10 protein-coding genes are annotated in these 12,162 nt (G+C 74.8%); 6 read left to right on the top strand and 4 right to left on the bottom strand.

The window, feature by feature from the left end; all coding sequences use genetic code 11:
- The first annotated feature begins 8 nt into the window (after nt 1–8).
- Nucleotides 9–1,145 carry an acyl-CoA dehydrogenase family protein gene (locus ACR9E3_RS18785; protein ID WP_460382033.1) on the top strand — a complete coding sequence of 379 codons (1,137 nt, stop codon included), beginning with the start codon at nt 9–11 and terminating at the stop codon, nt 1,143–1,145.
- Nucleotides 1,142–1,951 carry an oxygenase MpaB family protein gene (locus ACR9E3_RS18780; RefSeq protein ID WP_460382032.1) on the top strand — a complete coding sequence of 270 codons (810 nt, stop codon included), beginning with the start codon at nt 1,142–1,144 and terminating at the stop codon, nt 1,949–1,951. Before ACR9E3_RS18785 ends, ACR9E3_RS18780 begins: the two co-directional genes overlap by 4 nt.
- Here ACR9E3_RS18780 and ACR9E3_RS18775 read toward each other — a convergent pair whose 3' ends face one another.
- A complete protein-coding gene (locus ACR9E3_RS18775) occupies nt 1,952–3,637 on the bottom strand; it encodes a class I adenylate-forming enzyme family protein (RefSeq protein ID WP_460382031.1) in 1,686 nt (561 codons plus the stop codon). It lies immediately after the preceding gene.
- Nucleotides 3,638–4,684, bottom strand: coding sequence for an LLM class flavin-dependent oxidoreductase (locus ACR9E3_RS18770; RefSeq protein WP_460382030.1), 1,047 nt, complete (start codon nt 4,682–4,684; stop codon nt 3,638–3,640).
- A 77-nt stretch (nt 4,685–4,761) separates the two neighbouring features.
- On the opposite strand from ACR9E3_RS18770, the gene ACR9E3_RS18765 reads away from it, so the two are divergent.
- Nucleotides 4,762–5,613, top strand: a complete 852-nt coding sequence (locus tag ACR9E3_RS18765) for an SDR family NAD(P)-dependent oxidoreductase (protein ID WP_460382029.1) — start codon at nt 4,762–4,764, stop codon at nt 5,611–5,613.
- On the opposite strand, the gene ACR9E3_RS18760 is transcribed toward ACR9E3_RS18765, so the two are convergent.
- Nucleotides 5,610–6,500: a LysR family transcriptional regulator gene (locus ACR9E3_RS18760; RefSeq protein ID WP_460382028.1), complete on the bottom strand. Its 891-nt coding sequence runs from the start codon at nt 6,498–6,500 to the stop codon at nt 5,610–5,612. The genes ACR9E3_RS18765 and ACR9E3_RS18760 overlap by 4 nt on opposite strands.
- A gap of 164 nt (nt 6,501–6,664) precedes the next feature.
- Between ACR9E3_RS18760 and ACR9E3_RS18755 the strand changes: the two genes are divergently transcribed.
- Nucleotides 6,665–8,647 carry a flavin-containing monooxygenase gene (locus ACR9E3_RS18755; protein ID WP_460382027.1) on the top strand — a complete coding sequence of 661 codons (1,983 nt, stop codon included), beginning with the start codon at nt 6,665–6,667 and terminating at the stop codon, nt 8,645–8,647.
- 76 nt (nt 8,648–8,723) lie between these two features.
- Nucleotides 8,724–10,061, top strand: a complete 1,338-nt coding sequence (locus tag ACR9E3_RS18750) for an MFS transporter (RefSeq protein WP_460382026.1) — start codon at nt 8,724–8,726, stop codon at nt 10,059–10,061.
- 7 nt (nt 10,062–10,068) lie between these two features.
- Here ACR9E3_RS18750 and ACR9E3_RS18745 read toward each other — a convergent pair whose 3' ends face one another.
- A complete protein-coding gene (locus ACR9E3_RS18745) occupies nt 10,069–10,827 on the bottom strand; it encodes an IclR family transcriptional regulator (protein ID WP_460382025.1) in 759 nt (252 codons plus the stop codon).
- Between the two features lie 85 nt (nt 10,828–10,912).
- Between ACR9E3_RS18745 and ACR9E3_RS18740 the strand changes: the two genes are divergently transcribed.
- Nucleotides 10,913–12,157, top strand: coding sequence for an FAD-dependent oxidoreductase (locus ACR9E3_RS18740; RefSeq protein WP_460382024.1), 1,245 nt, complete (start codon nt 10,913–10,915; stop codon nt 12,155–12,157).
- Nucleotides 12,158–12,162 lie beyond the last annotated feature (5 nt).

Raw genomic sequence — 12,162 nt, 5'->3', positions numbered from 1 at the left:
GGCCGACGATGCCCGTCACCCTGACCGAGGAGCAGCAGGATCTCGCGAACGCGATCGGCGAGTTCGCGCGGCGCGAGGTGCCCGACAAGGCGCGCCGCGACGAGCTGACCGCCGAGGGCCCGCACTCGATGGAGGTCTATCGCAAGATGGCCGACCAGGGCTGGCTGGGCATCGCGCTGCCCGAGGCCTACGGCGGCTCCGGCGGGTCGATGACCGACCTGCTCGTCTTCCTCGAGGAGACCTCGTACCACCAGATCCCGATCGGCGGCTTCGGCACCACGATCATCACCGCGGCGGCCCTGGAGCGCAGCGGCTCCGAGGAGCAGAAGCAGCAGCTGCTGGGCGACGTGGTCAACGGCGAGCTGCTGGCCATCTCGATGTCCGAGCCCGGCGCGGGCTCCGACGTCGGCGGCCTGACCTGCAAGGCCGAGAAGACCGAGAACGGCTGGGTGGTCAACGGCCAGAAGACGTGGTGCTCCAACGCCCACATCTCGCAGCACATCCTGCTGGTCGCGCGCACGTCCACCGAGGGCGGCAAGCACGACGGGCTGACGATGTTCATGGTGCCCACCGACGCCGACGGCCTCGAGATGCACGGCATCGAGACGATGGGCGGCAAGGAGGTCAACGACCTCTACTTCACCGACTGCCACCTGCCCGCCGACGCCGTCGTCGGCACCGAGGGGCAAGGCTGGCGCCAGCTCATGGCCGGGCTGAACCTCGAGCGCATGATCCTCGCCGGGTTGATGCTCGGGCTCGCGCGCCGCGCGTTCGACGACACGGTCGCCTACGTCAAGGAGCGCCACCAGTTCGGCCGGCCGGTCGGCAGCTTCCAGGCGCTGCGCCACCGCATCGCGGACAACGCCACCGACCTCGCGGCCACGAAGCTGCTGGTGCACGACACCGCGCGCACCATCGACGCCAACCCCGGCGCCCTGTTCCCGCGCGAGGCCTCGATGGCCAAGCTCAAGGCGACCGAGCTGGCCAAGCACCTCTCGCTCGAGGGCATGCAGATGCTCGGCGGCTACGGCTACGCCACCGAGTACGGGATGGAGCGGCTGCTGCGCCAGAGCGTGGTCTCCACGGTCTACGGCGGCACCAGCGAGATCCAGCGCGACATCATCGGCAAGTCCTACGGGCTGTGATCCCCGGGTCGGCCCGGGACCTCGTGCTCGGGCCCGTCGTGCTCTCGGCGACCGCCAACGTGATCATGGAGCTGTCGTGGCCGGGCGTCGGTCACGGGGTCGCCGAGAGCCGGGTCGACTCCGGCAACGTCATGCTCCACCCGCTGCACCGGTTCCGGACGACCAACGCCTACCTCGCCGTCGCGCTGCTGGGCACCGACGCCGAGCGCCGCGACTACCGGCGGGCGGTGGGCCGCTCGCACGCCCAGGTCCACGCGACGGCGGACAGCCCGGTGGACTACGACGCGTTCGACCCTGAGCTGCAGCGGTGGGTGGCGCTGTGCCTGTACCGGGCGTTCGAGGACACCTGGGGCCTGCTCGCCGGCGAGCCGGGCATGCGGCTGCCGGACGACGTCTACCGGGAGTGCGCGACGCTCGGGACGACGCTGCAGATGCGTCCCGAGCAGTGGCCCGCCGACCGGGCCGCGTTCGACGGCGCGTGGGACGACGGGCTCACCCACGTCCGGATCGACGACGCGGTGCGGGCGTACTTCGCGCGCCTGATCCGCGGCGACTTCCTCCCGGAGCCGGTGCGCCGCGCCACGGAGGCGACGCGCACGTTCGTCACCACCGGCTTCCTGCACGAACCGTTCCGGTCGCTGCTCGGCCTGGAGTGGTCCCGCGACGACCAGCGCCGCTTCGAGACGCACCTGCGGCGGGCGGGGGCCGTGCTGCACCGGCTGCCGGCCCCCGTGCGGCAGGCGCCGTACTCGACGACGCTCACCGACCTGCGCGTGCGCCGGGCGCTCGGGCGGCCCCTGGTCTGATCAGCCGGCCAGATCGCGGCGCAGTGTGTCCTTGAGGATCTTCCCGGTCGCGGTCCGGGGGAGCGGGTCGTCCCGCCAGAGCACGGTGGCCGGCACGGCGAAGGAGGGCAGCGTCGTCGCCAGCGCGGCCTGCAGCGCCCCGGTGTCGGGCGTGGTGCCCGGGGCGGCGACGAGCACGGCCGCCACGTCCTCCCCGAGCCGCGGGTGGGGCACGCCGACGACCGCGGCCTCGTGCACGCCCGGCTGGGCGAGCAGCGCGGCCTCGACCTCGCCGCAGTAGACGTTCTCGCCGCCGCGGACCACGACGTCCTTGGCGCGGTCGACCACGTGGACCCAGCCGTCGCGGCGCAGGCCGAGGTCGCCGCTGCGCAGCCATCCGTCGTGCAGCACGGCCGCGGTGGCCTCGCGGTCGTGCCAGTACCCCCGCATGATCTGCGGGCCGCGGAAGCACAGCTCGCCGACGTCGCCGTCGGGCACCTCGGCACCGCTCGCCGGGTCGACGATCCGCAGCTCGGTGCCGGGGACGGGCCGCCCGACGCTGTCCGGGTGGGCGGCGTAGTCGGCGCCGGTGTTGGCGCAGACCGCGGACGTGGTCTCGGTGGCGCCGTAGCCGTTGGCCGCGGAGGCCCGGCCGGAGAGCTCGGTGGCCACCCGGCGCACCAGCGACGGCGGGATCGGCGCGCCGCCCATCGCGACGCGGGTCAGCGAGGCCGTCTCGACGGGGTGCTCGACGGCCAGCTCCACGACGTCGCGCAGCACCGAGGGCACGCCCGAGGCGTTCGTCAGCCGCTCGGTCGCGATGAGGCGCAGCGCCTCGTCCGGGTCCCAGTGGTGCATCAGCGCGAGCGTGGCGCCCGAGAGCACGGCGCCGTAGAGCCCGTTGAGCCCGGCGATGTGGAACATCGGGTAGGCCAGCAGCGTCCCGGGTCGCTCCGGCACGGCGACCGGTTCCCCGCGGCGCGCGGCGGCCAGCGCGTTCGCCCGGCCGAAGCAGGCGACGTTGAGCGCGTTGGCGACGTGGTTGCGATGGGTGCTCACGACGCCCTTGGGCGCGCCGGTGGTGCCGGAGGTGTAGATCAGCGTCGCGACGTCGTCGGGCGCCACGTCGACGGCGGGCCACGGGTCGTCGGACGGGCGGACGACGTCCTCCCAGGCGAGCACGCCGGCCGTCGACCCGTCGCCACGGACCGCCAGCACCGGCGGCAGGCCTGCCCGGCCCGCGAGCGCGGCGACCCGTTCGGGATCGGCCACGATCACCCGGGCGTCCGCGTGCCCGACAGCACCGGCCAGCTGGTCGCCCGTCCACCAGGCGTTGAGCGGCACGACCACGAGGCCGGAGACGATCGCCGCCCAGAACGCGACGGTCCACTCGGGCACGTTGCGCATCGCGACGGCGACCCGGTCGCCCGGCCGGAGCCCGAGCTCGCCGGTCAGCCACGCCGCGAGGCCCGCGACGAGGCGCCGGTGCTCGCCGTAGGTGGTGTGCTCCTCGCCGTAGACCGTGGCGACGCGGTCGTCGGGCGCGGGTGTGGCGAGGTAGAGCTCGCGCAGGGTGTGCGGTCCGCGCTCGTGGACGCGCATCGGGACGCCGTCGACGACGGTGGGGACCATCGCGAACTCCCCGCCCGGCGCCGTCAGCTCCGCGAGCAGCGGGCCCAGACCTTTCCGGTCGGCGTGATCGGCCATCTACGCGGCGGCCTTCCAGCCCAGCGCCGGGCCGAGCTTCGTCGCCATGTCGGTGAGGATCTGCACGTAGTCCTCGTGCTCGAAGGTGAACGGCAGCGCGAACACGACCTCGCGGACCTCGCGGAACGCGGCGTCGGCGTAGAGCTTCTCGGCGACCTCCTCGGAGGTCCCCAGCACGTCGGGCGCCGCGAGCAGGCCGGGCCCCGGCGGGCCCATCGGCGCCGACGTCCGCGGGGTGCGCTTCTCGACGTAGGCCTCGTACTTCGCGCGCTGCTCGGCGGTGGCCGAGTCGGTCGGGATCACGACGAGCCCCTGCGAGACCCGGGCGGCGTCGCCCTCGGGGTGGTGGGCCTTGAACAGCGCGATCTGGCGCTGCTGGATCGCGGCGAAGTCCCACTTCCCGTCGGCCTCGAGGTCCGAGTCCTCGGGCTTGATGATGTTGCTCGTGAGCAGGTTGAGGCCCTGCTCCGCGGCCCACTGCGTCGAGCGCTTGCTGCCCGCTCCGTACCAGATGCGGTCGCCGAGGCCGGGGGCGTGCGGCTCGACCCGCGCGGAGAACTCCTCGAAGCCCGCGGTGCCGGAGAACGTGCTGACGGCTTCGCCGCGGATCATGCGCAGCAGGCGGGCGACGCGCTCGTAGGTGAGGTCCTCGACGTCGGCGGTGTCGGGGTAGAGCGCGGCCTTGATGTCGTCCCAGTGGATCGGCGGGCCCACGCTGAAGCCGGGCTCGAGGCGGCCGCCGGACAGGATGTCGACGGTGGCGAGGTCCTCGGCCATGCGCAGCGGGTTCTCCCAGCCCAGCGGCGTGACCGCGGTGCCCATCGCGATGCGTGACGTGCGCTGGGACAGCGCCGCCATGATCGCGATCGGCGAGGAGATCCCGGTCTGGAAGTGCCGATGGCGCAGGTAGACGCTGTCGAACCCGAGCTCCTCGCCCAGTTCGGCGACCTGCAGCGTGCTCTCCATCCCGGGGAGGGGGTCGTCGCCGTCGAAGGTTCCGAGGGTGAGGAAACCCAGCTTCTCGAGCGGGATGTCTGGCGTGGGCACGGCAGCTCCTCCGGGACGCGGTCTCGTGGAGGCAACGACACCCGGCGCGGCGGTGTTCCCCGGGGCAGCATCGAGGCATGGAGCTGCGCGAGGGTGACGTCGCGATCGTGACGGGGGCGGCGAGCGGGATCGGGCGCGCGCTCGCCGCGGCCCTCGTGCGGCGCGGCCTGCACGTCGTGCTGACCGACCGGGACGCCGATGCGCTGCGGACCGCCCGCGACGCGGTGGCGGCGGGCGGCGGATCGGCGAGCGCCGTCCCGCTCGACGTGACCGACGCCGACGCCGTCGCGCGGGTGGTCGCCGACACCGAGGAGCGCCACGGGCGGGTGGACCTCGTGGCCGCCAACGCCGGCGTGCCCGGCCACCCGGCGCGGCTGTGGGAGACCCCGCTCGCCGACTGGCGGTGGGTGGTCGACGTCAACCTCTGGGGCGTGGTGCACCTGCTGCACGCGGCGGTGCCCGGCCTGGTCGCCCGGGACCGCGGGCACGTGCTCGTGACGGGGTCGATCGCGTCGTGGTCGGCGGGGGCGGCGATGGCGCCGTACGCGGCGACGAAGCACGCCCTGCTCGCCCTGGCGGAGTCGCTGCACCGCGACCTCGCCGGCACGGGGAGCACGGTCGGGGTGACGGTGCTGTGCCCCGGCGCCGTCGCGACCGCCTTCAACGAGCGCAACCACTGGCCCGACCGGCTCGGGCCGCGGCCACCGCAGCGTGACGACGCCGTCGCCGCGGCCACCGTGGACATGCTCACCCGGGGGATCACCGAGGGGGTCGACCCGTCCGTCGCCGCGGACGCCGCCCTCGCCGGCGTCGAGGAGGGGCGGTTCGTCGCGTCGAGCGACCCGGCATGGATCGCCCACGCGGCGCGCACCCGCGTCGCCGTCGCCGAGGGGGCCGAGCCGCCGCGGCGCCGCCACGTCCCCGACTAGGGGCCCTCCGCCGCCGGGCAGAGCGCGAGGAAGTTCGCGACGACGGGGTCCTCGTCGGGTCCGCGCCAGGCGACGCCGACGGTCAGTCGCGCGGTCGGTTCCTCGAGCGGGCGGTAGACGACGTCGGGGTGGGCGACCCGCAGCGCGGACCGCGGCACCAGCGCCACCCCGAGCCCGCAGGCGACGAGGCCGACCGCGACGTGCGTGCGGTCGACCTCGTGCGCGACGCGCGGGCTGAAGCCGTGCGCGGCGCACAGGGCGAGGTAGGAGTCGTGGAGCTCGGGCTCCTGCGCCCGCCCGATGAGGACGAGGTCCTCGTCGGCGAGGTCGGCGACGCGCAGCGCCCCGTCGCCGCCGGCGAGCGCACTCGCGGCGGGCACGGCGACCGCGAGCCCCTCGCTGCGCACCGGCCGCACCCGCAGGTCCGGCTCCGGCGACACCGGCAGGCGCACGAACGCCACCTGCACCCGACCGCCCAGCACCCCCTGGACGGCCTCGCGGTTGTGCATCTCCTCGAGCACCAGGCGCACGTCCGGGTAGCGCGCGCGGAAGGGGCGCAGCAGGCCGGGGAGCAGGTCGTAGAGCACGGGGGCGATGAAGCCGAGGCGCAGGGTCCCCGTCGTCCCGCGGCCCGCCGCCTGCGCCCGCCCGACCGCGGCGTCGGCCTGGGCGAGCACGCGCCGCGCGTCCTCGAGCAGGGCCCGCCCGGCCGTCGTCAGGGCCACGCCGTGCCGATCCCGCTCGAGGAGCACGACGTCGAGCTCGCGCTCGAGCGCGGCGATCTGCTTGCTCAGCGCCGGCTGGACGACGAACAGCCGCGCGGCGGCCCGGCCGAAGTGGAGCTCCTCGGCGACCACCACGAAGGAGCGCAGGTGACGCAGCTCCATGCGGCACCTCCTCGGTGTGGACCTCGGTGTTGACCTCGGTGTGACCCCGGTCATTCCGGCGTGGAATCACCGCCGTCCGGTTCGCCATTTCCCCACGCCAGGGGCCCGACCGCATCGTGGACGAGCCGCCGCCCGGCGGCGACCCGGCGAGCGAGAGGCGGCCGATGGCGATCCCGACGGCGACACCCACGACGGCCGACGAGCTGGCGGCGCTGCTCGCCGACGACGCGGCGCTCGTCGCGGCCGTGGACGCCGCCGAGATGCCGGCGCTCCTGCCGGCGCTGGCCCACCTGACCGGGGACCTCGAGCTCGTCGACGACGCCCTGCGCCCCCCGCTGCGCCTGCTGCCCGATCGCGTCGAGCCCCAGGGCGGCCTGTCCGCCGAGGTCCTCGAGCAGGCCCGGGCACGCGCGGTGGCGGCGCTGCGCGCGTTCCGCGACGCCGGGATGCCGACGGCGCCCGAGCCGGACACCGCCACCCTGCGGCGCCTCATGCGGTTCGTCGCGGGCGACGTCGGCGACGAGTACCTGCCGCTGATGGCCCACGAGCTCGGCCTGCCCGACGACGTCGGCGCGCCGACGTGGACCGTGGACGAGGTCGCCCCCGGCCGCACCCTCGACGTGGTCGTCGTCGGCGCGGGCATGTCCGGCCTCGTCACCGCGCACCGGCTCACGCAGGCCGGCGTGGGCGTCACGGTGCTCGAGCGCAACGACGACGTCGGCGGCGTGTGGCTGGAGAACGGCTACCCCGGCGCCCGCCTGGACACCGCCAACTTCGCCTACAGCTACTCCTTCGCCCAGCGTCCCGACTGGCCGCACCAGTTCTCGGCGCGCGACGACGTCCACGAGTACTTCCGGGGCGTGGCCGACGACCTCGACCTGCGCCGTCTCGTGCGCTTCGGCCACGAGGTCGTCGCGGCCGTGTACGACGAGGAGACCGCGCGCTGGACGGTGACCGCCCGCGATCGGGCCGGGGCGGAGGTCGTGCTCGTCGCCGACGCGGTGATCAGCGCGACCGGGCAGCTCAACCGGCCCAAGCTGCCCGACGTGCCGGGCCGCGACACGTTCGCCGGGCCGGCGTTCCACACCGCCCGCTGGCGCCACGACGTCGACCTCACCGGCCTCCGGGTCGCGGTGGTCGGTACCGGGGCGAGCGCCTACCAGGTGGTGCCCTCGATCGTCGACCGCGTCGCCTCGCTGACGGTGTTCCAGCGGACGCCGCCGTGGATGGCGCCCACGCCGACCTACCACGAGCCGATCGCCGAGCCCGCCCGCGCGCTGGCCCGCGCGCTGCCGCACTACCCGCGGTGGCTGCGGTTCCTGCAGTTCTGGACCTCGGTGGACGGTCGCCGGCCGTTCATGGAGGTCGACCCGGACTGGGAGCACCCGGTGTCGGTGTCGGCGCGCAACGAGGCGCTGCGGCAGGCGCTGGTGGCCAACCTCGAGGCCCGCTTCGGCGACCGGCCCGACCTGCTCGCCAAGGTCGTGCCCGACTACCCGCCCGGGGCCAAGCGGATGATGCGCGACAACGGCGTGTGGGCCGCGGCGCTGCACCGCGAGCACGTCGCGCTGGTCACCGACGGCATCACGGCGATCACCCCGACCGGGGTCCGCACGGCCGACGGCACCGAGCACGAGGTCGACGTCATCGTCTACGCGACCGGCTTCCACGCCGAGGACTTCCTCGCGCCGATCGCCGTCCGCGGTCGCGACGGCCGGGACCTGCACGACTGGTGGGCCGGCGACGCGCGGGCGCACCTCGGCGTGCACGTGCCCGGCTTCCCCAACCTGTTCTGCGTCTTCGGGCCCAACACCGGCCTGGTGATCAACGGGAGCATCCTGCTGTTCTCCGAGATCGCGGTGCACCACGTGCTCGGGCTCCTGCGCGCGCTCCTCGAGCGTGACGCGACCGCCGTCGAGGTCCGGCCCGAGGCCCACGACGCCTACAACGCCCGCGTCGACGCCGGCAGCGCGCGCATGGCGTGGGGCGTCGGCCGAGTCAACAGCTGGTACCGCAACGCGACCGGGCGGGTGTCCCAGGTCTGGCCCTTCCCGCTCATCGACTACTGGCGGATGGTCCGCGAGCCGGACCTCGCCGAGTACGCGTTCAGCCCTCGCCGTTCTGGTCAGCAGAACACGACGACGTGACGCGTCGCACCCTGCGCGCCCGCTCCTAGCGTCCCCTTCCGCCTCCCAGCCACCGACCACCACCAGGGAGCCCCCCGTGTCGACAGCCCCGCCCCGCACCGACGCGGGCGACCCGACGCCGGCCCACGCCCGGCGCGTCGCCCGCGCGACGTTCATCGGGACCGCGATCGAGTGGTACGACTTCAACATCTACGGCGCGGCCGCCGCGCTGATCTTCGCGCCGCAGTTCTTCCCGAACTTCTCGCCGGCGGCGGCGACGCTCGCGGCGTTCGGCACGTTCGCGGTGGGGTTCATCGCGCGGCCGGTCGGCGGGATCGTCTTCGGCCACTTCGGTGACCGCCTGGGCCGCAAGCAGACGCTGGTCGCCTCGCTGCTGCTCATGGGCATCGGCACCTTCCTCATCGCGGTGCTGCCCACGTACTCCGCGATCGGCATCGCGGCCCCGATCCTGCTCGTGGCACTGCGCTTCGTGCAGGGGCTCGGTGTCGGCGGCGAGTGGGGCGGCGCCGTGCTCATGGCCATGGAGCACGCGCCGCGGGGCCGTCGCGGCTGGTTCTCATCGTTCCCGCAGATGGGGCTGCCCGCCGGGTCGCTCTCCGCGCTGGTGGTGTTCCTGGTGACCTCGCTCGCCTTCGGCCGCGAGGGCTTCGCGGCCTGGGGCTGGCGCATCCCGTTCGTGCTCAGCGCCCTGCTCGTCGTCGTGGCCCTCGTGATCCGCCTGCGCCTCACCGAGAGCCCCGAGTTCCAGGCGACCCGGCGCACCGAGGGCGTGCGGCGCCTGCCCGTGCTCGAGGTCCTGCGCACCAGCCCGCGGAACGTCGTCCTGGGCATGGGCATCACGCTCGCGCCGTCCTCGTTCGGCTACCTGCTCTCGGTGTACCTGCTCTCCTACGGCACCGGCACCGTGAAGCTGCCCCAGCAGACGATGCTGTTGACGATCATCGGCGGCTCGGTGCTCTACCTCGCGGTCACGATCGTCGCCGGTGCGCTGTGCGACCGGGTCGGCCCGGTGCGCATCTTCCTGCTCGCCTCGGGGCTGGGGGTCGTCGTGCCCTTCGCGGTGTTCGGGCTGATCGACACGCGCGCGACGCCCGCGGTCGCGGTGGCCATGCTGCTCATGGGCCTGGTGCTGGGGATGCTCGCCGCGGTGCAGGCGATCATCGTGTCGGGCGCCTTCCCGACGGCGGTGCGCTACTCCGGGGCCTCGCTGTCCTATCAGTTCGGGGCGGTGCTCGGCGGCGGCGTGACCCCGCTGCTCGCGGCCACCATCCTCGCGGCCACCGGCACCTCGCAGGCGATCGCCGCCTACATCGGCCTGCTGTCGCTGATCTCCGGCCTCGCGGTGTGGCGCCTCGCGGCGCGCTCGCCCGCGGCCGACGAGGCGCCCGCGGCCCCGGTGTCGGCGACCGCGTGAGCCCGGCTCAGCCGAGCTCGGCGCCGATGGCCGCGGCGGTGGCGTGCAGCTCCTCCAGCGCGGCGCCCAGGCCCTCGTCGTCGAGGCGCTGGGTGGGGGCGGAGACCGCCACCGCCCCCACGGCCCGGGTCCCGGCCCGGACCACGACGGCGACGGCCGAGAGCCCCGGCTCGCTCTCCTCGCGGTTGACGGCGTACCCCTGCTCGCGGATGCGCCGCAGCTCGGCGTGCAGCGCCTCGACGTCGACGATCGTCGCCGGCGTGATCCGGCGCAGGGACGAGCCGAACAGCGCGTCCACCTCGCGCGGCGGCAGCTCGGCCAGCAGGGCCTTGCCGCCGGAGACGATGTGGGCGGGCAGGACGGCGCCGGTGCGCACGCGGGTGCCGAGGGGGCGCTCGCCGGCGACGCCGTCGAGGAACCGGCACGACGCGCCCTCGAGCACCATGACGTTGACGGTCTCGCGCAGCCGTGCCGACAGCGCGCGGACGTGCTCGCCCGAGGCGGCGCGCAGGTCGACCTCGCCGACCGCGCCGAGCCCGAGGAGCTCGGGCCCGCCGCGGTAGCTGCGGTCGCGGGGGTCGCGCACCACGAACCCGCGGTGGGCGAGCGTCGCGAGCAGGCGGTGGGCGGTGGAGCGGGCGACGCCGAGCTCCTCGCCGACGTCGACCACGCGCACCCGCCGCCGCTCGCGGAGCATCACGAGGATCTGCAGCGCCTTGTCCACCGACTCGATGCCGTACGCGGGCAGGGGGTCGTTCCGCTCCACAGAACACATCTCACCACCTGTCCCGCGAGGCGGACACCGCACCTAGCGTCCGGGACGAGGACCCGTCAGAGAGGACCGCCATCCGATGTCGCTCGCCGCGTCCGCCGACCGCCCGGTGACCGTCGTGGGGGCGGGCCCGGTCGGGCTCGTCACCGCGTGGTCGCTGGCCGACGCCGGCCTGCCCGTCCGCGTGCTCGAGGCCGACACGGTCAACCGGACCGACTGGCGGGCCTCGACCTTCCACGCCGCGACGATGGAGCTGCTCGCCGGCATCGACGACGGCCTCGTCGCCGGCGAGATGCTCGCCCGCGGGCTGCGCGTGCCGCGCTACCACTACCGGGACCGCCGGCGCGGGCTCGTCGCCGAGTTCGACCTCGGCCTGCTCGCGGACGAGACGCACTTCCCGTTCCGCCTGCAGCTCAACCAGCAGCGGCTCGTGGAGATCCTCCTGCGGCGGCTGCACGAGCTCGGCGTCGCGCAGCACTTCTCCGCGCGGGTCGCGGGGCTCGTCCAGGACGCGCAGGGCGCGACCGTCACCACCGAGGACGGCGCCGCCTACCCCTCGTCGCTGGTCGTGGGCGCCGACGGCGCGGCGTCCGCGGTGCGCAAGCTGCTCGGGGCGAGCTTCGAGGGCGTCACCTACCCGCAGCGGTTCCTGATCATCTCGGTGGCCGAGGACCTGCGGGCCGAGCCGCTCGGCGCGCACGCCGACCTGGCCGAGGTCAGCTACATCGCCGACCCCGACGAGTTCGTCTTCGTGCTCCGCACCCCGGAGTCGTGGCGCGTGCTGTTCCCGATCCCGCCCGAGGAGGACCCGGCCGAGGCGCTCGACCCGGCGTCCATGCAGCGCCGGCTGCGCGGCTTCGCCGACATCGGCCGCGACTACGGCATCCTCGACCGGCAGATCTACGCCGTGCACCAGCGCGTGGCCGACCGCTTCCACGACGGCCGGGCGGTCCTCGCCGGGGACGCCGCGCACATCAACTCGCCGATGGGCGGGATGGGCCTCAACGCGGGGATCCACGACGCCGTGGACCTCGGCCGTCGCCTGGTCCGGGCCGCCGCGCCGGGCGGCGACCTGCCCGGCGAGCTCGGGGCCTACGACACCGTGCGGCGCGGTGTCGCGCTCGACTACGTCCGCGCCGACACCCACCGCAACACCCAGATGATGGCCGAGCGTGACCCGGCCGTGCGCGCCGAGAACCAGGCCGCGCTGCGCGCCACCGCCGCCGACCCCGACGCCGCCCGCGCGTGGCTGCGCCGGGCGTCGCTGCTGTCCGCCGTCGCCGAGCAGGGCATCGGGCGCCCGCTCGACGCCGCCGCCTCCTGACACGT

This window comes from Actinomycetospora sp. C-140 (assembly GCF_054796175.1).
This window is presented reverse-complemented; position numbering and strand designations above follow the sequence as displayed.